This is a genomic window from Rahnella sp. CFA14(1/10), assembly GCF_004195095.1.
Lineage (GTDB): Bacteria > Pseudomonadota > Gammaproteobacteria > Enterobacterales > Enterobacteriaceae > Rahnella > Rahnella perminowiae.
The window spans coordinates 301,838-324,082 of the sequence record NZ_SEWS01000004.1; the positions used below are offsets into that span (position 1 = coordinate 301,838).

Here is a 22,245-nt window from a genome sequence, read left to right on the forward strand (position 1 = left end):
CCCATTGCAACCCGCACAATTTCACGAAAGAATGGCACCCTTATTGCTCAGGGGTGCCAGAGCCCCTGACGCTGAAAACTATTTTTCTCTATTTTTGAAGGCATTGGCCTGTATATGAAGGTTTTGGTTACCGGTGCAAGTGGCGGTCTTGGACGAAATGCCGTTGAGTTTCTGCGAAATAAAGGCATCAAAGTCAGGGCGACGGGCCGTAATGCCGCCATGGGCTCGCTTTTGCAGAAAATGGGCGCAGAATTCATTCACGCCGATCTCACCACGCTGGTGTCTGCTCAGGCCAAAGCCCTGCTGGCAGACATCGATACCGTCTGGCACTGCTCAGGGCTGACGTCACCGTGGGGCAGTGAACAGGAATTCGAGCTGGCGAACGTGCGCGCCACACGACGTCTGGGCGAATGGTCCACCGCGTATGGCGTGGAAAACTTCGTGCATATTTCGTCACCGGCCATCTACTTCGATTTTCACCATCACCGCGATATCCAGGAAGACTTTCGCCCCCACCGTTTCGCCAACTCCTTTGCCCGCAGTAAAGCCGCCGGAGAACAGGTGATCCACACGCTGGCGTTGTCTAATCCACACACGCATTTTACGATTCTGCGCCCGCAGGGTATTTTCGGCCCGCATGACAACGTGATGTTGCCGCGTTTACTGCAAATGCTGAAATATGGCGGAACGCTGATGTTGCCTCGCGGCGGTGAAGCGCTGGTGGACATGACCTATGTCGGGAACGCGGTGCATGCCATGTGGCTGGCGACGCAATCACAGGCGACAGAATCTGGCCGCGCATTCAATATCACCAATCAGCAACCGCGTCCGCTGCGTACGCTGGTGAAACAGCTGATGGAAAATCTGGATATCAAATACCGCATCCGTTCAGTGCCGTATCCGCTGCTGGATATGATGGCCCGGGGTATGGAGCACATCAGCAAAAGCTCGCAGAAAGAACCGGTGCTGACGCATTACAGCGTGGCAAAACTGAATTTTGATCTCACGCTCGACACACAGCGTGCGCAGAAAGAGCTGGGCTATGTGCCGGTGATTTCACTCGATCAGGGAATAATCCGTACCGCCGACTGGCTGCGTGATCATGGTAAACTTCAGGGGTTGCACGGCATCGGCCCGAAACGCGACTGACCGACATCTTCAGCCGCTGATGTCAGTCGTTCTTATCCGGAAACTGCTGTAATAACGCCCGGACAATCGCTTCGGTTTGAGCATCCGCATTGCCACGATAATCATTCTGGCGGAAATGCATCTGGAATGCCGCAATCACACGACGCTGCTGACGCGGCGTCATATTATCTTCCACTGAATATCCGTACGCTTTCAGCAACGCCAGCAACTGCGCCTGGCCGACAGGTTGCAGCGGATTACGTCCCGCCAGGTACTGATTCACACGCGCCGCATCCGGCCACGCGCCAATACCGCGTTCGGCCATCTCCTGCCACGGAAACAGCGGGCCGGGGTCATCTTTGCGCTGCGGCGCGATATCACTGTGCGCCACCACATTGCGCGGTTCTATCTGATAACGCGCAACAATTTCCTGGCTCAGATTAGCCAGTAAATCGATTTGCCCGGGCGGGAAAGGGTAGAATTTTTTGCCGAGCAAAGCGTTACTGTAGCCTTTGTTCTCCAGTTCTATTCCCACGGACGTATCATTGAGATTGGTTCGCCCGCGCCAGCCGCTGACGCCGGCATGCCAGGCGCGCATATTTTCCGGCACCAGTTGCCACGCCACCGGTTTACCCTCTTCAAGCGGCGGCTGTGCCGGGATCAGGTAATGTGCGCTGACGTGCTCATCTGTAAGCGTATTTAATGCGTTGTTGAAATCTTCCGCCGTGTAATGGATCACCAGAAAACGTATCCGCTGATCCGCGCCCTGCGCCTGTCTCGCCGTTTCCAGCCGGAACGGCGCATCAGCGTTCTGCTGGCCGGCGTGCTGACAACCGGCCAGCATGAACAATGCGGCAGTCAGCAGGCCACGTTTCATACGTCGGCAGATCATTTGCGGTGCACAATCACTGCGGTGCCGGACACGCTGACCATCAGCATGCTGCTGTCTTTGCCCACGGTTTCATAATCAATATCAATACCGACAACCGCATTTGCCCCCCGCTCTTTGGCCTGTTCTTCCAGTTCACGGAAAGCAATCTCACGCGCCTTACGCAGCTCTTTTTCATAAGCGCCGGAACGTCCGCCAACGATATCGCGTACACCCGCGAAGAAATCGCGAAAGATGTTCGCCCCTAAAATCGCTTCGCCCGTGACTACGCCACAATATTCAGCGATGGTGAAACCTTCGAGAGTCGGGGTGGTAGAAATTTGCATGAGTATTCCTTATCAGTTGTCGTCCAGATCCTGGCAATAATGCCATTAATAGCATAAACCCTGCGCGCGCGATCCGGTTATTGCCTGTGACTGTTTTTCTCATCGCCATGCATTAAGCCAAATCGGTTTTATACTGTATGGTAAAGAACGTCATGGTGAAAATGTTCAATCTTTCAGTAAGGAATACAATGAAAAAGAAAACTCTCGTCGCCGTCATCCCGCTGGTGCTGATGTTAAGTGCCTGCACCACGGTAGAACCTGCCTATAAGGATATTGGTAGCCGCACCGCACCCTGTGTCGACGGCGGCCCTGACAGCGTTGCCCAGCAATTTTATGATTTTCGCATCAAACAAGGCGGCAGTGGATTACCCAATTCCAGCCAGCTTGCCGCGTACCGCCCTTATCTGAGCACTGCCTTGTATGATGCGCTGCTGAAAGCGCAGTCGCAGCCGAAAGTGGATATCGCCGCCTCACCGAACGAAAAAACCGGTGCTGGCTCAGGTGACGGCGACATTTTCTCCAGCTTGTTTGATGGCCCGACATCGGCCTCCGTTGACAGCGCCTCCAGCATTCCGAATACCGACGCCCGTAACATTCCCCTGCGAGTCACCTTCACGCATGAAAAAGACAAAGGCGCATCGACAAGCTGGAAAGATGAAGTGCTGATGGTCCGTGAGGGTAAATGCTGGACGGTAGATGATGTGCGGTACATGGCAAATCTCGATTTCGCTTCCAGCGGCACACTGCGCCAGGTTTTAGAACATCAGTAATCCCTTCTTTATGTAAAAAAGCGTATGCATCATGTTGGACGGCAATGAATTTCATCGCCGTTCAACATGTACCCTACAATTACGCAACAACATGTTGTGCTAGACTTTGGCATTCCTGCGGCAACACATAATTTTTAAGCCGCGATCGTTGCATAACTATGCTGTGGAAGTTACCATCTGCGGCATCAATGGCTATTCACTATTTGCGCATGAGTATTCAACTAAATAGCATCAACTGCTTCTACGGCGTGCATCAGGCGCTTTTTGACATTCAGCTGGACTGCCCCGCCGGTGAAACTCTGGTTTTACTCGGGCCAAGTGGTGCAGGCAAAAGCTCCCTGTTGCGGGTTCTGAACCTGCTGGAAATGCCGCGTTCGGGTACATTGCAGATCGCCGGTAACACCTTCGATTTCACCCGCAAGCCGGATGAAAAAGCCGTTCGCGAATTGCGTCAGAATGTCGGCATGGTCTTCCAGCAATACAATCTGTGGCCACACCGCACCGTGCTCGACAACTTACTGGAAGCCCCGATACGTGTACTGGGGCTGACAAAAGAGGTCGCGATGCAACGTGCCCAGAAATTGCTGACCCGTCTGCGTCTGACCGATTACGCCGATCGTTTTCCGTTGCATCTTTCCGGTGGCCAGCAACAGCGTGTGGCTATTGCCCGTGCGCTGATGATGGAGCCTCAGGTTCTGCTGTTTGATGAACCGACCGCCGCGCTTGACCCGGAAATCACCGCCCAGATCGTCAGCATTATTCGCGAACTGGCCGGTACCGGCATTACTCAGGTTATCGTGACCCACGAAGTTGAAGTTGCGCGTAAAACCGCCAGCCGCGTGGTGTACATGGAAAATGGCCGCATTGTCGAGCAAGGCGATGCCTCCGTTTTCGCACAGCCGCAAACCAAAGAGTTTGCCAGCTACCTTTCCCACTAAACGGTCTTTCTATCAATATATTGATTGATGTTTCTACGGAGTTTGCGATGAAAAAATTAGTAATTGCCGCGGTTCTGGCTACCGTCAGTTTGTCTGCCAGCGCTGCTGATACCATCCGTTTCGCGATGGAAGCGTCTTATCCTCCGTTTGAGTTTGTAGACTCCAGCAATCAGATCCAGGGCTTTGACGTCGATCTGGCTAATGCCATGTGTAAAGAGATGCAGGCGACCTGTACGTTCACTAATCAGGCATTCGACAGCCTGATCCCAAGCCTGAAGTTCCGCCGTTTTGACGCGGTCATTTCCGGCATGGACATCACGCCTGAACGTCAGAAACAAGTGGCTTTCACCAACCCGTACTATGACAACTCTGCGATTTTCATCGCCCATTCTGGTCAGTTCACTGACGTTGCAGCACTCAAAGGCAAACGTGTCGGTATGCAAAACGGCACGACTCATCAGAAATACCTGATGGATAAGCACCCTGAAATCACTGCTGTTCCTTACGACAGCTATCAGAATGCCGTGCTGGATCTGAAAAATGGTCGTCTGGACGCCGTATTTGGTGACACCGCCGTGGTGAACGAATGGCTGAAACAAAACAAAAATCTGGCCGCTGTGGGTGACAAAATCACTGACCCGACCTACTTCGGTACCGGCCTGGGTGTTGCGGTTCGTCAGAACAATACGGAATTGCTGACTAAACTGAATGATGCTCTGGCAAAAGTGAAAGCAGACGGCACTTACAAGACGCTGTATTCAAAATGGTTCCAGCAATAAGTTTGCCTATCAATGACTGAATTCCAACCTTTAGCAAGCGCCGCCGGGATGACCGTCGGCCTTGCCGTTTGTGCGCTGATCCTCGGCCTGGTGCTGGCGATGATCTTCGCCGTCTGGGAATCCGCGCCGTGGAAGCCGCTTAGCTGGCTCGGCACCGCGTGGGTAACCGTGCTGCGCGGTCTGCCGGAAATCCTGGTGGTGCTGTTCATCTATTTTGGTTCCTCGCAACTGCTGATGGTGCTGGCTGACGGCTTTAATATCAATCTCGGCCTGTTCGCTATTCCGGTCAAACTGCCCATTGAGAACTTCGAAGTTAGCCCGTTTGTGTGCGGGGTGATCGCGCTTTCTTTGCTGTATTCGGCTTACGCTTCACAGACTCTGCGCGGTGCACTGAAAGCCGTACCGCAAGGACAATGGGAATCCGGTCAGGTACTGGGCATGAAAAAATCGGCGATTTTCTTCCGTCTGATCATGCCGCAGATGTGGCGCCATGCGTTGCCGGGGCTGAGTAATCAGTGGCTGGTTCTGCTTAAAGATACCGCGCTGGTGTCGCTTATCAGCGTCAATGATCTGATGCTGCAAACCAAAAGCATTGCCACCCGCACGCAGGAGCCGTTTACCTGGTATGTGATTGCGGCGTGTATTTATCTGCTTGTCACCCTGTTCAGCCAGTTCGTGATTAAACGCATCGAACTGCGTACCACACGCTTTGAACGGAGTGCTTCCTGATGTGGGAATATTTACCTGAAGTTCTGAAAGGTTTGCACACCAGCCTGACGCTGACCGTGGCTGCGCTGCTTGTGGCGCTGCTGCTGGCGATGATTTTCACCGTTATGCTGACGCTGAAAGTGCAGATTGCCAGCCAGATCGTCAAAGGTTACATCACGCTGTTTACCGGTACACCGTTGCTTGTGCAAATCTTCCTGATTTACTACGGCCCCGGTCAGTTTCCGTCGATCCGGGAGATTCCCTGGTTATGGGAGGTGCTGTCGCAGCCGTGGCTTTGTGCGATGTTTGCGCTGGCGCTGAACAGCGCGGCGTATACCACACAGCTGTTTACGGGTGCGGTACGTGCCATTCCGTCTGGTCAGTGGCAATCCTGCGAAGCGCTGGGCATGTCTAAACCACAGACCCTGCGCATTCTGTTGCCTTATGCCTTTAAGCGCGCATTGTCGTCATATTCTAACGAAGTGGTGCTGGTGTTTAAAAGTACCTCGCTGGCCTACACCATTACGCTGATGGATGTGATGGGCCACAGTCAGCTGATGTACGGGCGGACCTATGACGTGATGGTGTTCGGTGCCGCAGGGGTGGTTTATCTTTGTGTGAACGGGTTGCTGACCCTGATGATGCGCCTGATTGAGCGTCGCGCCCTGGCGTTTGAACGTCGCAACTGATACTGATAGCCAGATAGCACTCTGCAGGGACGAGAAATCGTCCCTTTTTTGTGTCTGAAAACCAGCCTCATTCCATTTTTATAGTTTTTTAATCAATTTTATTGCATATAAATTCATTTAGTGGCACTTTATCAGACGGTCTCACTTCCTGCCAGTTGCCAGATTAGAGTAATAAAATCAGTAAACTGTACCAAGAAGGGAATGTCATTTTTTAAACAGGAACGTATTGCATGAAAAAGCTGATCCTCGCTGCCCTCTTGTCTGCCAGTGCTTTTGCTGCCACCGGCGCTGATACTCTTCGTTTCGGCACTTCCGCCACGTATCCGCCGTTTGAATCGATCGGAGCTGATAACCAGATTATTGGTTTTGATATCGATCTGGCGAAAGCGCTGTGCAAGCAAATGCAGGAAACCTGTACTTTCACCAATCAGCCGTTTGATGGTCTGATCCCGGCACTGAAATTCCGTCGTTTCGATGTGATTATTTCCGGTATGGATATCACCGAAGAGCGCAGCAAACAGGTGACGTTCACCCAGCCTTACTATGCCAACACCGCGATGATCATCGGGCCGAAAGGCAAGTTCGCTTCTGTTGCAGACCTGAAAGGTAAACGCGTCGGCCTGGAGAATGGCACCACACACCAGAAATACCTGATGGAAAAGCATCCTGAAATCACCACGGTCGGCTACGACAGCTATCAGAACGCGATTCTGGATCTCAAGAGTGGTCGTCTGGACGGACTGTTAGGGGATACCGCGGTCCTGAACGGCTGGCTGAAATCCAATCCGAACCTGGGTGAAGTCGGTGAACTGATTAAAGATCCGCAATACTTTGGTACCGGCGTTGGTATGGCAGTGCGCCCTGATAATCAGGCACTGCTGGCGAAGCTAAACACGGCACTTGAAGAAATTAAAGCCAACGGCGAATTCCAAAAGATCAATGACAAGTGGTTCCCGGCTCACTGATTCCCGCTTAAATCTCTTTTAACAGTCGTCTGAAAAGGCGGCTGTTATGCGTAATATCTCCCAAATATGCAACGAAGCAGAACTTATTACATCTAAAAAGTGATATTCGTCACACTACATTCATGGAATGACTTTTACACTGTTCAACCGTAATCACTGCGAGATCGAATGTTTATGCACGCACGTTTTCACACCGCCTTTGCGGCACTCCCTGAAAATTTATCCTCCGCCCTTGAGCCGTTTCTGCGACATGATGACTTCCCGGCAATGCTCACTGCGGCTGACGTTGCGCAGATAAAACAGGCGACCGGGCTGGACGATGGCGCGCTGGCATTTGCTCTGTTGCCTCTGGCCGCGGCCTGCTCCGTTACACCTATCTCTCATTTTAATGTGGGCGCAGTGGCGCGCGGCACGTCGGGTAACCTGTATTTCGGTGCCAATATGGAGTTTGCCGGTGCCCCCATGCAACAGACAGTGCATGCAGAACAGTCAGCGGTAACCCACGCCTGGTTGCGCGGTGAAACCCGTCTGGTGTCGATTACCGTGAATTACACCCCCTGCGGCCATTGCCGCCAGTTTATGAATGAGCTGGCCAGCGGCACGGCACTGGATATTCATCTGCCCGATCGTGATGTGGCAACACTTGGCGATTATTTGCCGCACTCCTTTGGCCCGAAAGATCTGGACATCACGACCCTGCTGATGGACCAGGTAAACCACGGTTATACACTGAAAGATGCTGACTCCCTGGCACTTATTGCGCTGGATGCCTGCAATCAAAGTCATGCACCTTACAGTAAGTCACACAGCGGTGTGGCGCTGGAAACGCACAACGGTAAGCAGTTCGGGGGACGTTATGCCGAAAATGCCGCGTTCAACCCGGGCCTTCCTCCGTTGCAAGCCGCGTTAATCCTGCTGAATATGTCAGGGGAAGATTGCCACAACGTTCGCCGGGCAATACTGGTTGAACAAAAAGAAGCGTTGATCACTCAAAACGATGCTACGCGTGCCACCTTAACAGCGCTGGGCTGCGAAGATATCACCACGCTGACCTGCTGATAATGTGAGCCGGTTAACACTAAAGGCTCCGTTTCCGGAGTCTTTAGTTACATAACATTTTCATTACATTTGTCATTTGTAATACTTATTTCCTCTCTGTTACCCTCACCGCTCCGAAATATAAAAAACAACATTCTGACAACCGGAAGAGTAAAACGATGGAACTTGAATACGAAAGTAAACGCCCCCTGTACATTCCTCACGCTGGCCCGATCCTGTTAGAGTTTCCGTTACTGAATAAAGGCAGCGCTTTTACTGAAGAAGAGCGCAGTAACTTTAACCTTCATGGTTTGCTGCCTGAAGCAGTAGAGACCATCGAAGAACAGGCTGACCGTGCCTACCGCCAGTTTCAGAATTTCAAAACCGATATTGATAAACACATCTATCTGAGAAATATTCAGGACACCAATGAGACGTTGTTTTACCGTCTGCTGGACAGTCATCTCAGCGAAATGATGCCGGTGATTTATACACCGACGGTCGGCGAAGCCTGTGAGCACTTTTCCGATATTTACCGCCGCGCCCGTGGCCTGTTTATCTCTTATCCGAACCGCGCCCACATCGACGACATGCTGCAAAACGCCACCAAGCAACACGTTAAAGTTGTGGTGGTGACCGATGGCGAACGCATTCTCGGCCTGGGTGACCAGGGTATCGGCGGCATGGGCATTCCTATCGGTAAGCTTTCTCTGTACACCGCCTGTGGTGGCATCAGCCCGGCGTATACCTTGCCGGTGGTACTCGACGCCGGCACTAACAATCCGCAATTACTGAATGACCCGCTGTACATGGGCTGGCGTCATCCGCGCATTACCGGCGAAGAATATGAAGCGTTCGTTGATCAGTTCATCCAGGCGGTAAAAATCCGCTGGCCGAACGTGCTGTTGCAGTTTGAAGATTTCGCACAGAAAAATGCCATGCCGATCCTCGAACGCTACCGTGATGAGCTGTGCTGCTTTAACGACGATATTCAGGGCACAGCTTCCGTGGCCTTGGGCAGCCTGATCGCCGCCAGTAAAGCCGCCGGTGGCAAACTGAGCGATCAGACCGTCACCTTCCTCGGCGCTGGCTCTGCCGGTTGTGGTATCGCAGAACAAATCGTTGCGCAGATGAAATCTGAAGGTCTGAGCGAAGAAGAAGCCCGTGCAAAGGTCTTTATGGTCGACCGCTTTGGCTTACTGACCGACAAACTGCCTAACCTGCTGGATTTCCAGAGTAAACTGGTACAAAAAAGCAGCGCGCTGGCCAGCTGGGGCATGGAAAGCGACAGTGTCTCCCTGCTTGATGTGGTGCGTAACGCCAAGCCAACGGTACTGATCGGGGTTTCCGGCCAGCCAGGCCTGTTCACCGAAGAAATCATTCGTGAGATGCACAAACACTGCGCCCGTCCGGTGGTGTTGCCGCTCAGTAATCCGACATCCCGCGTTGAAGCCACACCGGCTGATATTCTGAACTGGACCGACGGCGCCGCGCTGGTCGCCACCGGCAGCCCGTTTGCTCCCGTGAGTCACAAAGGCAAGCTTTACCCTATCGCACAATGTAACAACTCCTTTATCTTCCCGGGTATCGGGCTGGGTGTGATTGCCTCGGGTGCCACCCGCGTTACTGACGGTATGCTGATGGCTGCCAGCCGGACGCTGGCAGAGTGTTCGCCGCTGGCCACTGAAGGCACAGGTTCGTTGCTGCCGGACGTTGATGATATTCAGGGTGTATCTAAATGCATCGCGATGGCCGTCGGTAAAGCCGCCCAATTGCAGGGCGTGGCGATGGTCACGTCAGAAGATTCGCTGTCGAAAGCCATCGAGCACAACTTCTGGGCACCGCAGTACCGGAGTTATAAACGTACGTCTTTCTGATCCCGCTGTAGCAAAAGAGTTCAGAGACCATGATCCAGACCAATGCTTGGTGCGTTGGTCTTTTTTTTCGTCCAAATTGCAGTACGTCGCGCAGATTAAGAAGTAATTTACTGAAAAATGCTGAAAAAACCTGCGAAGCCTGTGGATGCGGAGTCCCACGTATTGCGAAGCCCGAAGAGGTAAAGTAGCCTTGGATCCGATTTCCATCTGGTCATAACAGGGATACCTATGATTAAGCGACTTATAGCTGGCGTTTTCGGCATCATGATTCTGATGCTGGCTGTCGCTATTGGGCTTGATCAGTGGATCAGTTTACGTACCCAGCCCTATATTTATGATGAGGTCCAGACCCTGCCACACCGTCAGGTTGGCGTGGTGCTCGGAACGGCGAAGTATTACCGGACCGGAGTCATCAATCAGTATTATCTGTACCGCATCCAGGGCGCGATTAACGCGTACAACAGCGGCAAGGTAAAATATCTGCTGCTGAGCGGTGATAACGCACAGCAAAGTTATAATGAGCCAAGCACCATGCGCCGTGACCTGATCGCTGCGGGTATCCCCGCCAGCGATATCGTGCTCGACTACGCCGGATTCCGTACACTGGATTCCATCGTCAGAACCCGCAAGGTCTTCGACACCAACGATTTCATCATCATTACGCAGCGTTTCCACTGCGAGCGGGCATTATTCATCGCATTGCATATGGGCATTCAGGCGCAATGTTTCGCCGTCCCTTCGCCGAAGAATATGCTCAGTGTACGCAGCCGCGAGATCTTCGCCCGCCTCGGCGCACTGACGGATTTGTATCTGCTTAAGCGCGAACCCCGCTTCCTCGGCCCGCTGATCCCCATTCCTGCGGTACACACTATTCCGGACGATGCTCAGGGCTATCCGGCAGTAACCCCGGAACAACTGCTTGAACTGCAACAACAACTGGAAGCCGAAAAGAAAGCGGCTATTGCCAAAGCCGCGGCCGATAAGGCAGCAGCTGAAAAGGCCGCAGCAGACAAAGCGGCCGCAGACGAAGCGGCCCGGCTGAAAGCAGAACAGGAAGCCAATGACGCGGCAGAAGATGAAACGGAAGATGTTGAGCCGACCGCGAAACCCGAACCGGCAAAGCCGGTAGGCAGAAATCCATTCCAGCAGTGATCTCCGGACTGCTCCCTCCCCTGCGAAGGGTTTGGCCTTTAGCGCCTCCCCCTGCGCAGGGGAGGGAGTTGATCGAGTTCCGAATTTAAGACAGCAAAAAAGGCCGCATAAGCGGCCTTTTGTTTTACTGCCTGATAGCTTATTTCTTCTTGGCGTATTTCAAAGAATCCAGCGCCACCGCGAAAATGATGATGCTGCCCTTGATGATGTACTGCCAGTACGGATTCACGCCGATATAGGTCAGGCCGTAGTTGATAACGGTGAATATCAGTACACCGGTCACCACCCCTGCCACAGAACCCACCCCCCCTGCGAAGGACACGCCGCCGACCACACAGGCCGCGATAGCATCGAGTTCGTACATGAATCCGAGGTTGTTAGTGGCACTGCCGATACGCCCCGCTTCCAGCAAACCACCGAACGCGTAGAACACGCCAGACAATGCATAAATCATGATCAGGTTTAACGGGACGTTAACGCCGGAGACTTTTGCTGCTTCCGGATTGCCACCGATAGCAAAGATGTTTTTACCGAAGCGCGTTTTGTTCCACAGCACCCAGACAAAGGCGATAGCAATCAGCGCATAGAACGTAATATAGGAAAGCTTCAGGCCACCTAAATGGATAAAGCCTTGTGCGAACAGGGAGAAGCCCGGGTCAAAACCCGCCACCGGTGAAGAACCGACATAATCGTAATACAGGGAGTTAATCCCGTAGACGATAATCATCGTGCCCAGTGTGGTAATAAATGGCGTTACGTTCAGGTAAGCGATAATAATACCGTTCAGCAAACCAATTAACGCGCCAACAATACATACAGTCAGAATAACCAGCGGAATAGGCACTACTTCCAGATGCGGGAAAACTTTATTGACGTTATCCATCGCCTGCAACATGGTGGCGGCGACCACCGCCGCTAAACCCACCTGCCGCCCGGCGGAGAGGTCAGTACCTTGCGTGACAATAAGCCCCGCCACACCCAGTGCAATAATGACACGCACGGAGGACTGAGTAAGGATGTTACTTAAGTTGACGAGACTGAGGAAGCTTGGATCCTGGATGATAATAATCGCCAGTAAGACCAGCAATACCACATAAATCCCGCCCTCTTTTAAATAAGTGAGCACACTTTTCTTATTTAATGCTTTCATAATAAGAACCCTTAAAAATTAGAGATGCAAGGAAGCCAGGCGTAATATTTCGTTCTGCGAGGTATTTTTAGTTTCAACTATACCCGCCACCTGTCCATTACTCATAACCAATATTCTGTCAGTAATACCCAGCAACTCCGGCATTTCAGAGGAGATAATAATGATCCCCTTCTCTTTTTTCGCCAACTCGGTGATTAACTGGTAAATTTCAAACTTAGCGCCAACATCAATGCCGCGCGTCGGTTCGTCCAGCATCAATATCTCAGGGTTGGTCAATAACCAGCGCCCGATAATAACCTTTTGCTGATTTCCGCCTGACAATGAACCAATACTGGTTTTATGTCCCGGCGTTTTTACCCGCATGGAATCGATAACCCATTGGGTGTCGCTTTTCATCCGGGAAGTATCAAGTAAACCGGCTTTATTTTTATATTGACGAATATTGGAAATCAGCGAGTTAAAGCCAATGTCCAGATATGCATAAATACCGGTTGAGCGACGTTCTTCTGTTACCAGCGCAAAACCATGGTTAATGGCTTCATTAGCGCTGTGATTATTAATTTTTTTGCCGTGTAATTTAATGGTTCCGGCAACTTTCTCACGGATACCAAATAATGTTTCGACGATATCTGTACGTTTTGCACCGACTAAACCGGCAATCCCGAGAATTTCCCCTTTATGTAAATCAAAGGAAATATCACGAATTGAAGGCTGGCGCAGTGAAGTCAGATTTCGCACTTCGAGGATAACTTCACCCGGTACGTTCTGGCGGTCAGGGAAGCGCTGGCTCAGTGAACGGCCGACCATCATGGAAATAATTTTATCCATGTCGAGACCTTCCAGCGGCTGGGTAATGATCCACTGCCCATCACGCAGGATGGTTATCTCATCACATAGCTGGAAAATTTCTTCCATCTTATGAGAGATATACACAATGCCGCAGCCACGATCTTTCAGTTTACGGATAATCGTGAACAGATGGTTCACTTCTTTTTCCGTCAGGGAAGATGTCGGTTCGTCCATAATGACGATTTTTGCATTGTAAGAAAAAGCCTTGGCGATTTCGATCATCTGCATCTGTGAAACGGACAACTTACCGACCTTGTCACGCGGATCGATATCAATGTCCAATTCGTCAAAAATCGCTTTGGTGTCTTTGTACATTTTGTCCTGATCGACAAAAAGTCCTTTGGTCGGGTAACGTCCCAGCCACATGTTATCCATGACCGTACGTTGTAACACCAGGTTTAATTCCTGATGGACCATCGACACGCCTTGTTCAAGCGCTTCTTTCGAACTTTTAAAATTAACTTCCTGTCCCTGAAAAAGAATAGTACCGGAGTCTTTACTGTATATCCCGAAAAGGCATTTTAATAATGTGGATTTACCGGCGCCATTTTCACCCATCAGGGCGTGAATGGAATGAGGACGCACCTTTAAATTCACATTATCTAACGCCCTGACGCCAGGAAATGATTTATTAATGCCACTCATTTCCAGAAGGAATTCGTCCGGTTTATGTGTTGTGTCAGATAACGTATTATCGGCCATAGTTATACCTGGCTAAAGATAAAAATAAACGGGTGTATTAATACCTGATGTCAGCCCTGCGTGCAGCCGGTAAACGCACCGCACGCAGAGCGACATGACGTCCTGTCAGATAAGCATTAACGTCTAATCATACTTAGTCTTTATTTACGGCTTAACCGCAATTATTTTTGCCACTGCTTAGCTTTGTTTGTTATTGCTGCCTGCCTTTACTGCTGTTGACGTAGTCTTATTTCACAAAGGAAGACAGATTGTCTTTATCCACGGCAACGTAAGGAATACGTACAACTTTGTTTTCAATTTTCCAGGTAGTCCCTTCAGCGGCGGGTTTACCGTCAGCCAGGTTTCTCGCCAGATCAAACGTGGCTTTCGCCTGGTTGTTTGCATCGTTAAGCACGGTACCGGCCATTGCACCAGATTTCACCAGTGCCAGCGCTTCTGACAGGGCATCCACGCCAAATACCGGAATGCTGGTTTTGTTATGGGATTTCAGCGCTTCTACAGCGCCCATTGCCATGGCATCGTTGTTGGCGATAACCACTTCGATTTTGTTAGCATTCGGGCCGGACAACCATGCATCCATCTTGTCTTTCGCCTGGGCGGTATCCCACATAGCGGTATCAAGTTGCAGTTGTTGAGTTTTCAGACCTTCTTTGCCGTTCAGGGTGCTGATGACGTATTTGGTACGCGCTTCAGCATCAGGATGGCCAGGTTCGCCTTTGATCAGCACGTATTGGATCACGCCGTCTTTGTTCAGATCCCAGGCCGGATTAGCTTTCCAGTGTTTAGCAATCAGCTCACCCTGAATAACGCCAGATTCCTTAGAGTCAGTCCCGACGTAATAGGCTTTGTCGTAGCTGTCTAAATCTTTACGGGAAGGTTCTTTGTTATAGAAAACGACAGGAATGCCGGCACCGCGGGCTTTTTCAATGATTACCGGGGCAGCAGCCGGGTCAACCAGGTTAATGGCCAACGCTTTAACACCCTTCGCCAGCATAACGTCAACCTGGTCGTTCTGCGTGGACTGGCTGTTTTGCGAGTCATTCATCAGCAGTTGCACATCTGGAGACGCTTTCGCATCTTTCTCAATGGCTTTGCGAACTTCGGACATGAAGTTGTCGTCATATTTGTAGATGGTGACGCCGATTTTAGTATCAGCAGCATGTGCGGCAAAACCAAACATCATGCTTGCAGCCAGAGTCGCCAGGGTGAAGACCTTCTTATTCATTTGTATCTCCGGTTATGTAGGGTGTTACAGAATTTGGCACCGGAAATCCTTGCGGGAGCAGTACAGCTCCACATCATGATTGTGGGTGCCTGCCATCCTTGACTTATAACGTCCTGACTCGCTGTGTAACAAGTCCGGCAAACCGGACCCAAATTGAATCATATTGAAAACGAATGAATCATAATGTGGGCGATGTTAATAAACTGTGAAAGTTCTCACAGATTGAAAACGGTTACATCGCGTTATTTGATCAAAAGGTGACGGGTGCCACATTTTGCCACGGTGCTACCGAATGGCGTCTGACCAGCGTAGGCATGAAGCAATGCGAAACCCCCGTAGCTAACTGTTCTGCCGCGCCTTTTAACGCCAGCTCCGTGGCAAGCGTCGCCATGGAAACGATGGGATAACGCACGGTAGTCATTTTCGGGCTGGTATAACGGGCAATCGGAATGTCATCGAAACCGATCAGCGAAAAGTCATCAGGAATATTAATTCCGTTTTCTTTCAACACCGCCATCGCCCCGGCAGCCATTGAATCGTTGTAGGTAAACACCGCACTGAGGTGCAGATTGCGCCCGAGCAGTTCCACCATGGCGGCTTCCCCGCCCTGCAGATCGGGCGAACTTTGCGCCCGCCATGCGGCAGGTGGCGCTTCAGCGCTATGATGTGCCTGCGTCATTGCCTGCGAATAGCCCTGATAACGCTGCAAATCGTCTTCAATGCCATGACTTGAACCAATGTAACCGATGCGCTGATGTCCCTGCGACAGTAACAGCCGGGTTGCCATTTCTGCGCCGCTGACGTTATTAAGCCAGACACAGCGGTGTTCGTAGCCCGGAATGACACGGTTAATCAGCACCATACCCGACACCTGATCCATAAACTGCGAAAGCTCGTCATCACCCAGTGCCTTAGAATGCACAATGAGCGCGTTACAGCGTTGACGAATCAAAACCTCAATGGCGTGCCTTTCTTTTTCGGCAATATGATAGCTGTTACCTATCAGGACATATTTCTGATGTTGCTGCGCGACAGTATCAACGGCTTTCACCAGTGCCCCAAAAAACGGGTCTGAAACATCCATAACCACAACGCCGATAGTATCGCTGCTTTGCGTGGCCAGTGCCTGCGCATTGGCATTAGGACGGTATCCCAGCGTGGCGACAGCCTGTAGCACCTGCTCGCGCGCCTCTTTGCTGGCAATGGTCGGATTGTTCAGAACGCGTGACACGGTGGCGACAGAAACCCCCGCCAGCCGGGCGACATCACGAATTGTGACCATGCGTCGCTCCGTGATCAGTCAGGGAATGGTACGGAGGAATACGGAAATTTTTGACCCAGGAAGTAAAAAAACCAGACAAAGAGAAGCGAGGTGAAGTGCGCATGGCGTTTCCTTTTTTAGTGTAGTGGTCATCGGAGTGGCACGACCGCTATCCTAAACATTTTGCGAAAACGCCTGCGTGAATCTCGTCACAGGAAAGAAAACGTTTACATACAAATCTGCAACCTTCATCCCAAATCTATCATTTAGGATGATGTAACGTCATCGGGTTCAGGCTGTTTTCAGTTCTACGCCGGAGGCTTTGATGGTGAGTTTCCGCCACAGCCACTCCACCGGTCCCTGCCGGAAATGACGCAACCACAGCACTGTCACCAGCAAATTACATACCCAGATCAGCGGCACCAGCGCCACCAGTTGCAACCGGTCGAAATGCTGATAGAAACCAAAGGTATTGAAAAATGTGGTACAGATGACAGTCTGCAACAGGTAGTTGGTCAGCGCCATGCGGCCAATCTGCGAAAGCCAGTGCGTCACGCGCCAGCGCGAAATCAGCGGCCAGAAGCCGTAACACAGCGCCAGATAACTCACCGCCTGCATCAGCGAGCCAATCTCACGCGGCACCTGCAACAAAAAACCGCTCCACCGGTAGTCCCAGCCGGTACGATATTGCAGATAAATCGCCGGGATCTGAATCAGTAATGAAAACGGTAACAGCACGGCTGCGACTTTGCGGTAATGGGATGAACGGAATTCACCCTTCAGCCACCCGCTGCGCATCAGGCCGGCACCAATCAGCATGGCGCCCGCCAGTTCCCAGCCGTATTGCGCGCCGATCGCCAGCAAACTGGACGACAACAGATCGAGCCGGTTCTGAATCGCCTCCCACCCGCCTTTCAGTCGCCAGTATTGCTCATACTGAATTTCCGCCGGCCCCGGAAGCCAGAAGCTGCCAGGTTTTGGTGAGGAAATAAATCCCAGCATTGCCAGCACAGCCACACCGATCAGATACAAAATAATGCCCGTTGATATCAGCGACTGGCTGCTGCGCCCTTCCCGCACCATCCGCCAGCACACCAGACCAATCAGCCCGTAAGACAGCAAAATATCGCCGTCCCATAACAACGTGGCATGGAGAAAACCGCACAATAATAAAATTGACAACCGCGCCTGGATCCAGTGTTTGCCGCGTGGCAGTAATAAATACAGGCCACCGCCAAACAGCATGGCGAACATCATCAGGAACTTGCCCTGCGCCACAGCGTCAAGCACCGCCCAGGTCCAGGTGTCAGAAGCAGAAGGTGTCCCGGCAAATGCCGGATTCAGATAAGCGGCTTTCGGCAAACCGAAGGCGCTGATATTGAGCAGAAGAATGCCAAAAATGGCGAGACCACGGGCAAAGTCGAGCGTGGCAATACGTGAGCGCATACCTGACGTTCCTGTTAACGGTAAGGAGCTGAAAATTGTGCGGGCTTCAGACAGACTAACGGCACCCGTAAGGTGCCGCAATATAAAGTGTCTGACCGGTTAAAACGCCGCTGTTAGCTGGCGTGTCTGACCGTTCTCAGGAATTCCTGTCGCGTATTCTGGCTCGACTTAAACAGACCGCCCAGAGAGGTCGTGGTGGTCGCGCTGGTCGCGTCACGGACACCACGCGCCTTCACGCAGTAATGCACTGCATCAATCGATACCGCCACATTGGTGGTGCCGAGCAGGGTTTGCAGTGCAACCAGTATCTGCTGGGTCAGGCGTTCCTGAACCTGCGGGCGCTGCGAGAAGAATTGCACGATGCGGTTGATTTTGGACAGACCAATTACGGTCTCTTTCGGGATGTACGCCACGGTCGCTTTACCGTCGATGGTCACGAAATGGTGTTCGCAGGTGCTGGTCAGCGTGATATCGCGCACCGTGACCATTTCATCCACTTTCATCTTATTTTCGATGACGGTGATTTTCGGGAAGTTGGCATAATCAAGCCCGGAGAAAATTTCATCCACGTACATCTTGGCGATGCGGTGCGGCGTCTCCGCCAGACTGTCATCGGAAAGATCCAGATTGAGAAGCTGCATAATACCGGTCATATGCTCCTGGATCCGCTGCTTGCGCGTTTCGTTGTCGATCGGCAAAGCTTCACGCAGAGGGGTTTCCAGACCACGGGCTAACAGGGCCTCGTGAACCAAGACGGCTTCTTTACTCAGGGTTGGCATTGTTTCTTCTCCGGCAGATGTAATCACTTTGACGCAGATCACGCCAAAGTGAGGTGGCTTACTGTAGTAGAGAGCCGGTTCAGAATCCAGTGATTGCTTTCTTGATGGATGAAATAGCCCTGATGGATGAAATAGCGGCAAGTTATCGTTTGTGGCGAACCACCAGCGCACCGGCGATAATGAAACCGGCCAGCGCAACGTACAACGCGGGCTCCAGCCGATGGGTCAGCGCGGTAGAAATGGCGGAGAGCACCGGGCCGAATAACTGGCCGACGGCATAACCGGTCGTCAGCAACCCGGCCATATAACGGCTGTGGTCAGGCGCAAGCTCGCGGCTGTATTGTAAGGCTAATTGCACCACGCTGAGGAAACCACCGCCGGTCAGTAATGCCCCGAGCACCAGTCCGCTGACACCCGGCACCACTTCCGCACACAAAATCCCCAGTCCCTGGATCCATAGCGTCAGCGCCAGACGGGTATGGGTGGTCAGACAATGCCGGGTGAGAATACCGATGACAATGCCGGTGACCGCCGCACCGCCAAACACCGGCCAGACAAACTGGGCGAACAGGCTGTCAGGGAAACGTGCACTCGCCATCTGCGATAAAAAGGTCGCGGGCAGAATGTAACCGAAACCTGCCAGGCTGTAGCTCCACACCAGACGTCTGAGCGCAGGCGTCATCACCAGCGGTGATGACGCCATATGCGACCGGTGCAAATCCCCTTTTCGCGGCAGATTCGGTGTAATGATCGCCACAAAAATCAGCGCCAGCACACCGTAAACGCACCAGGCCTGCGCTGAGGTCAGCTGTAAACTGTGGATCCCCACCGCCAGCATGCCGCTGAGGAAAATCCCCGCGCCCGGCCCGGCAAAGACTGCCGCGCTAAGCGCCGGACGACCATAGTGCGCCAGCCGTTCGTTACACCATGCCGATACCATCACCATCGCCCAGCCGCTGGTCCAGCCGATCAGGAAGCGTACAATACTGTGCAGCACTTCGCCGGAAATCACCGCCGACAGTAAGGTCAGGATCACCCCACCCCATACCCCCAGCCACAAACGACGCTCAAGATGTTTGCTGGCACGCATGCCATCAAACGCGCCACACAGATAACCGAGATAATTGAACGCGGCGACCAGACCTGCGCCGGTCAGGCTGAACTGATGTTCAGCTATCATTAAAGGAACCTGCGGTGTAAAGGCGAAGCGCCCGATACCCATCGCGACCACAAAAGCCAGAAAACCACTTAGCGCAATGCGAAAAGCCATAATTGCTCCGTCAGAAGAAACTGCAATGCAACATATTAGAAACAATGAATAAACATACTCAAAGCCTGTCGCGGAAAACAGCAGATTTCTTAAAAGAAAGTTAATTGGAAGTTGTCGCTATGATGCCTTATGGGTACAATCACGAAAACTGAATAATACAAACCAACTTGTTTACGATTAGAGAACACAGGAACCCACCATGGATCTGACTCAGTTACGGATGTTTTGCTGCGTAGCGGAAACCGGTTCGCTGGCGCGTGCGGCCGAGCAACTGCATCGTGTGCCGTCGAACCTGACCACCCGTCTGCGTCAGCTCGAACTTGAACTGGGCACTGATCTGTTTATCCGCGAGAAGCAGCGCATCCGTCTTTCCGCCATGGGGCATAACTTCCTCAACTATGCCGAGCGCATTCTGGCGCTCAGTGATGAGGCCATGAGCATCATGCATGCCGGTGAACCCGCCGGGAATTTCGCGCTGGGTTCGATGGAAAGCACGGCGGCAACCCGCCTGCCTTCGTTGCTGGCGGCTTATCATCAGAAGTTTCCACAGGTGGCACTGTCGCTGGTGACGGCGACTTCCGGTGAAATTATCGACAGCGTGCGTGCCGGCCGTCTCGCCGCAGCACTGGTTGATGGCCCGATCGATTTTGATGATATCAACGGCTGTATTTCTTTTCGTGAAAGGATGGTGGTGATCACCCCGCCGGGTGAATCACCGCTGGAAGTGCCTGACGGTCGCAGCGGCCACACCGTTTTTGCATTCCGTCCCAGCTGTTCCTACCGCCAGCGTTTACAGGGATGGATCAGACAGATGAACGTTCCGGTCGCCAATACTCTGGAGATTCAGTCCTACCACTCCATGATGGCGTGTGTCGCCAGCGGTGCGGGTATTGCCATGATCCCACGTTCTGTGCTGGAACAACTGCCCGGCCACGAGCGGGTAGAAATTCACGACATTCCGGATGAATTCGCCGATACCGCCACCTGGCTTATCTGGCGCCGGGATGCGTTCAGCCCGAATGTCCGGGCGCTGAAGGAACTGATTATTGAACAAAATGACGGGGTCATCCCGTTACTGAAGCATCCGCTCGCCGGGGAACATGATCCGGTGCTGCATCCCACCTATTAAGTTAAAAACCTGAATAAGCAAAAACACCTGACTGGAGCTAAAAAATGCAAATGATCAAAACACGTGCGGCTGTCGCCTGGGGCCCGAACCAACCTCTGTCCATCGAAGAAGTGGATTTAATGCCGCCGCAAAAAGGCGAAGTGCTGGTGCGTATTGTTGCCACTGGTGTTTGTCATACTGATGCCTACACACTCTCCGGCAAAGATCCGGAAGGCGTATTCCCGGCAATCCTTGGCCATGAAGGCGGCGGCGTAGTCGAAGCCGTGGGCGAAGGGGTCACCAGCGTAGCCGTAGGCGACCATGTCATCCCGCTGTACACGCCGGAATGTGGCGAGTGTAAATTCTGCAAATCCGGTAAAACCAACCTGTGTCAGGCGATCCGTACCACACAAGGTAAAGGTCTGATGCCGGACGGCACCACGCGTTTCTTCAAAGACGGCAAGCCGATTTTCCATTACATGGGCACGTCAACCTTCTCTGAATACACCGTAGTACCTGAAATCTCACTGGCAAAAATCAACAAAGAAGCGCCGCTGGAAGAAGTGTGTCTGCTCGGATGTGGCGTGACCACCGGTATGGGCGCGGTCATCAACACGGCTAAAGTGAAAAAAGGTGACACCGTGGCCATTTTCGGTCTCGGCGGCATTGGTCTTTCTGCGATTATCGGTGCGGTGATGGCCGGTGCAGGCCGCATCATTGGTATTGATCTGAATACCAGTAAATTCGATCTGGCACGTAAACTCGGCGCAACCGACCTGATCAATCCGAAAGATTTCGACAAGCCTATTCAGGATGTGATTGTTGAAATGACCGACGGCGGTGTGGACTTTTCCTTCGAATGTATCGGTAACGTGAACGTGATGCGTTCCGCACTGGAATGCTGCCATAAAGGCTGGGGTGAATCTGTCATCATCGGCGTGGCAGGTGCGGGCGAAGAAATCTCTACCCGCCCGTTCCAGCTGGTCACCGGCCGCGTCTGGCGTGGTTCTGCGTTCGGTGGTGTGAAAGGCCGCAGTCAGTTGCCAGGTATTGTGGAACGTTATCTGGACGGGGAATTTGCCCTGAACGATTTCATCACCCACACCCTGCCGCTGGAAGACATCAACGAAGCCTTTGACCTGATGCATGAAGGGAAATCTATCCGCACGGTTATTCATTTTAATAAGTAAGGAATG

21 protein-coding genes are annotated in these 22,245 nt (G+C 52.2%); 12 read left to right on the forward strand and 9 right to left on the reverse strand.

Features of this window, described 5'->3' with window-relative positions:
- The first annotated feature begins 114 nt into the window (after nucleotides 1–114).
- Complete coding sequence (locus EVX52_RS10340; RefSeq protein ID WP_129952464.1) at nucleotides 115–1,149, forward strand: NAD(P)-dependent oxidoreductase; 1,035 nt, start codon at nucleotides 115–117, stop codon at nucleotides 1,147–1,149.
- A gap of 22 nt (nucleotides 1,150–1,171) precedes the next feature.
- Here EVX52_RS10340 and EVX52_RS10345 read toward each other — a convergent pair whose 3' ends face one another.
- Nucleotides 1,172–2,005: an N-acetylmuramoyl-L-alanine amidase gene (locus tag EVX52_RS10345; protein ID WP_165383712.1), complete on the reverse strand. Its 834-nt coding sequence runs from the start codon at nucleotides 2,003–2,005 to the stop codon at nucleotides 1,172–1,174.
- Between the two features lie 11 nt (nucleotides 2,006–2,016).
- Nucleotides 2,017–2,343, reverse strand: a complete 327-nt coding sequence (locus EVX52_RS10350) for a heavy metal-binding domain-containing protein (RefSeq protein ID WP_013574757.1) — start codon at nucleotides 2,341–2,343, stop codon at nucleotides 2,017–2,019.
- Between the two features lie 188 nt (nucleotides 2,344–2,531).
- Between EVX52_RS10350 and EVX52_RS10355 the strand changes: the two genes are divergently transcribed.
- The 9 genes from EVX52_RS10355 (at nucleotide 2,532) to sanA (ending at nucleotide 11,259) form a co-directional block, all read left to right on the forward strand.
- A complete protein-coding gene (locus EVX52_RS10355) occupies nucleotides 2,532–3,113 on the forward strand; it encodes a lipoprotein (protein WP_129952462.1) in 582 nt (193 codons plus the stop codon).
- A 209-nt stretch (nucleotides 3,114–3,322) separates the two neighbouring features.
- Complete coding sequence (gene artP, locus EVX52_RS10360) at nucleotides 3,323–4,051, forward strand: arginine ABC transporter ATP-binding protein ArtP (RefSeq protein ID WP_129952782.1); 729 nt, start codon at nucleotides 3,323–3,325, stop codon at nucleotides 4,049–4,051.
- A gap of 47 nt (nucleotides 4,052–4,098) precedes the next feature.
- Nucleotides 4,099–4,830 (forward strand): arginine ABC transporter substrate-binding protein, encoded by a 732-nt coding sequence (gene artJ / locus EVX52_RS10365; protein WP_013574754.1) that lies wholly within the window; start codon nucleotides 4,099–4,101, stop codon nucleotides 4,828–4,830.
- Between the two features lie 12 nt (nucleotides 4,831–4,842).
- Nucleotides 4,843–5,559, forward strand: a complete 717-nt coding sequence (artQ, locus tag EVX52_RS10370; RefSeq protein ID WP_129952461.1) for an arginine ABC transporter permease ArtQ — start codon at nucleotides 4,843–4,845, stop codon at nucleotides 5,557–5,559.
- The gene (gene artM / locus EVX52_RS10375) at nucleotides 5,559–6,227 is read left to right on the forward strand and encodes an arginine ABC transporter permease ArtM (protein ID WP_129952460.1); all 669 of its coding nucleotides are present in this window, start codon (nucleotides 5,559–5,561) and stop codon (nucleotides 6,225–6,227) included. Before artQ ends, artM begins: the two co-directional genes overlap by 1 nt.
- 230 nt (nucleotides 6,228–6,457) lie before the next feature.
- Nucleotides 6,458–7,192: an arginine ABC transporter substrate-binding protein gene (locus EVX52_RS10380; protein WP_129952459.1), complete on the forward strand. Its 735-nt coding sequence runs from the start codon at nucleotides 6,458–6,460 to the stop codon at nucleotides 7,190–7,192.
- Nucleotides 7,193–7,366: 174 nt separating this feature from the next.
- Nucleotides 7,367–8,251 carry a cytidine deaminase gene (gene cdd / locus EVX52_RS10385; protein ID WP_129991233.1) on the forward strand — a complete coding sequence of 295 codons (885 nt, stop codon included), beginning with the start codon at nucleotides 7,367–7,369 and terminating at the stop codon, nucleotides 8,249–8,251.
- A 158-nt stretch (nucleotides 8,252–8,409) separates the two neighbouring features.
- Entirely contained in the window at nucleotides 8,410–10,107 is a 1,698-nt protein-coding gene (locus tag EVX52_RS10390; RefSeq protein ID WP_129952457.1) for an NAD-dependent malic enzyme, read from the forward strand.
- Nucleotides 10,108–10,335: 228 nt separating this feature from the next.
- Complete coding sequence (gene sanA, locus EVX52_RS10395; protein ID WP_129952456.1) at nucleotides 10,336–11,259, forward strand: outer membrane permeability protein SanA; 924 nt, start codon at nucleotides 10,336–10,338, stop codon at nucleotides 11,257–11,259.
- Nucleotides 11,260–11,398: 139 nt separating this feature from the next.
- Here the strand turns inward: sanA and mglC are convergent, their stop codons facing one another.
- The 7 genes from mglC to EVX52_RS10430 form a co-directional block, all read right to left on the reverse strand.
- Nucleotides 11,399–12,409 (reverse strand): galactose/methyl galactoside ABC transporter permease MglC, encoded by a 1,011-nt coding sequence (mglC, locus tag EVX52_RS10400; protein ID WP_129952455.1) that lies wholly within the window; start codon nucleotides 12,407–12,409, stop codon nucleotides 11,399–11,401.
- An 18-nt stretch (nucleotides 12,410–12,427) separates the two neighbouring features.
- Nucleotides 12,428–13,960: a galactose/methyl galactoside ABC transporter ATP-binding protein MglA gene (mglA, locus tag EVX52_RS10405; RefSeq protein ID WP_129952454.1), complete on the reverse strand. Its 1,533-nt coding sequence runs from the start codon at nucleotides 13,958–13,960 to the stop codon at nucleotides 12,428–12,430.
- A 226-nt stretch (nucleotides 13,961–14,186) separates the two neighbouring features.
- Nucleotides 14,187–15,185 (reverse strand): galactose/glucose ABC transporter substrate-binding protein MglB, encoded by a 999-nt coding sequence (mglB, locus tag EVX52_RS10410; RefSeq protein ID WP_129952453.1) that lies wholly within the window; start codon nucleotides 15,183–15,185, stop codon nucleotides 14,187–14,189.
- A 250-nt stretch (nucleotides 15,186–15,435) separates the two neighbouring features.
- A complete protein-coding gene (gene galS / locus EVX52_RS10415; protein WP_129952452.1) occupies nucleotides 15,436–16,467 on the reverse strand; it encodes an HTH-type transcriptional regulator GalS in 1,032 nt (343 codons plus the stop codon).
- Nucleotides 16,468–16,737: 270 nt separating this feature from the next.
- Nucleotides 16,738–17,892, reverse strand: a complete 1,155-nt coding sequence (yeiB, locus tag EVX52_RS10420) for a DUF418 domain-containing protein YeiB (RefSeq protein WP_129991234.1) — start codon at nucleotides 17,890–17,892, stop codon at nucleotides 16,738–16,740.
- Between the two features lie 113 nt (nucleotides 17,893–18,005).
- Nucleotides 18,006–18,671 carry a GTP cyclohydrolase I FolE gene (gene folE, locus EVX52_RS10425; protein ID WP_129952450.1) on the reverse strand — a complete coding sequence of 222 codons (666 nt, stop codon included), beginning with the start codon at nucleotides 18,669–18,671 and terminating at the stop codon, nucleotides 18,006–18,008.
- 142 nt (nucleotides 18,672–18,813) lie between these two features.
- Complete coding sequence (locus EVX52_RS10430) at nucleotides 18,814–19,941, reverse strand: YbfB/YjiJ family MFS transporter (protein ID WP_129952449.1); 1,128 nt, start codon at nucleotides 19,939–19,941, stop codon at nucleotides 18,814–18,816.
- 199 nt (nucleotides 19,942–20,140) lie between these two features.
- Here EVX52_RS10430 and EVX52_RS10435 point away from each other — a divergent pair, with 199 nt between their 5' ends.
- Together EVX52_RS10435 and EVX52_RS10440 are read left to right on the forward strand one after the other, a co-directional pair.
- Nucleotides 20,141–21,070, forward strand: coding sequence for a LysR family transcriptional regulator (locus EVX52_RS10435; RefSeq protein ID WP_129952448.1), 930 nt, complete (start codon nucleotides 20,141–20,143; stop codon nucleotides 21,068–21,070).
- Nucleotides 21,071–21,114: 44 nt separating this feature from the next.
- Nucleotides 21,115–22,239, forward strand: a complete 1,125-nt coding sequence (locus EVX52_RS10440) for an S-(hydroxymethyl)glutathione dehydrogenase/class III alcohol dehydrogenase (RefSeq protein WP_129952447.1) — start codon at nucleotides 21,115–21,117, stop codon at nucleotides 22,237–22,239.
- Nucleotides 22,240–22,245 lie beyond the last annotated feature (6 nt).

What these genes read in the sequence shown, in the direction of transcription:
- EVX52_RS10340 (WP_129952464.1), top strand. Translation starts at nt 115, where the DNA reads ATGAAGGTTTTGGTTACCGGTGCAAGTGGCGGTCTTGGACGAAATGCC.
- EVX52_RS10345 (WP_165383712.1), bottom strand. Translation starts at nt 2,005, where the DNA reads ATGAAACGTGGCCTGCTGACTGCCGCATTGTTCATGCTGGCCGGTTGT.
- EVX52_RS10350 (WP_013574757.1), bottom strand. Translation starts at nt 2,343, where the DNA reads ATGCAAATTTCTACCACCCCGACTCTCGAAGGTTTCACCATCGCTGAA.
- EVX52_RS10355 (WP_129952462.1), top strand. Translation starts at nt 2,532, where the DNA reads ATGAAAAAGAAAACTCTCGTCGCCGTCATCCCGCTGGTGCTGATGTTA.
- artP (WP_129952782.1), top strand. Translation starts at nt 3,323, where the DNA reads ATGAGTATTCAACTAAATAGCATCAACTGCTTCTACGGCGTGCATCAG.
- artJ (WP_013574754.1), top strand. Translation starts at nt 4,099, where the DNA reads ATGAAAAAATTAGTAATTGCCGCGGTTCTGGCTACCGTCAGTTTGTCT.
- artQ (WP_129952461.1), top strand. Translation starts at nt 4,843, where the DNA reads ATGACTGAATTCCAACCTTTAGCAAGCGCCGCCGGGATGACCGTCGGC.
- artM (WP_129952460.1), top strand. Translation starts at nt 5,559, where the DNA reads ATGTGGGAATATTTACCTGAAGTTCTGAAAGGTTTGCACACCAGCCTG.
- EVX52_RS10380 (WP_129952459.1), top strand. Translation starts at nt 6,458, where the DNA reads ATGAAAAAGCTGATCCTCGCTGCCCTCTTGTCTGCCAGTGCTTTTGCT.
- cdd (WP_129991233.1), top strand. Translation starts at nt 7,367, where the DNA reads ATGCACGCACGTTTTCACACCGCCTTTGCGGCACTCCCTGAAAATTTA.
- EVX52_RS10390 (WP_129952457.1), top strand. Translation starts at nt 8,410, where the DNA reads ATGGAACTTGAATACGAAAGTAAACGCCCCCTGTACATTCCTCACGCT.
- sanA (WP_129952456.1), top strand. Translation starts at nt 10,336, where the DNA reads ATGATTAAGCGACTTATAGCTGGCGTTTTCGGCATCATGATTCTGATG.
- mglC (WP_129952455.1), bottom strand. Translation starts at nt 12,409, where the DNA reads ATGAAAGCATTAAATAAGAAAAGTGTGCTCACTTATTTAAAAGAGGGC.
- mglA (WP_129952454.1), bottom strand. Translation starts at nt 13,960, where the DNA reads ATGGCCGATAATACGTTATCTGACACAACACATAAACCGGACGAATTC.
- mglB (WP_129952453.1), bottom strand. Translation starts at nt 15,185, where the DNA reads ATGAATAAGAAGGTCTTCACCCTGGCGACTCTGGCTGCAAGCATGATG.
- galS (WP_129952452.1), bottom strand. Translation starts at nt 16,467, where the DNA reads ATGGTCACAATTCGTGATGTCGCCCGGCTGGCGGGGGTTTCTGTCGCC.
- yeiB (WP_129991234.1), bottom strand. Translation starts at nt 17,892, where the DNA reads ATGCGCTCACGTATTGCCACGCTCGACTTTGCCCGTGGTCTCGCCATT.
- folE (WP_129952450.1), bottom strand. Translation starts at nt 18,671, where the DNA reads ATGCCAACCCTGAGTAAAGAAGCCGTCTTGGTTCACGAGGCCCTGTTA.
- EVX52_RS10430 (WP_129952449.1), bottom strand. Translation starts at nt 19,941, where the DNA reads ATGGCTTTTCGCATTGCGCTAAGTGGTTTTCTGGCTTTTGTGGTCGCG.
- EVX52_RS10435 (WP_129952448.1), top strand. Translation starts at nt 20,141, where the DNA reads ATGGATCTGACTCAGTTACGGATGTTTTGCTGCGTAGCGGAAACCGGT.
- EVX52_RS10440 (WP_129952447.1), top strand. Translation starts at nt 21,115, where the DNA reads ATGCAAATGATCAAAACACGTGCGGCTGTCGCCTGGGGCCCGAACCAA.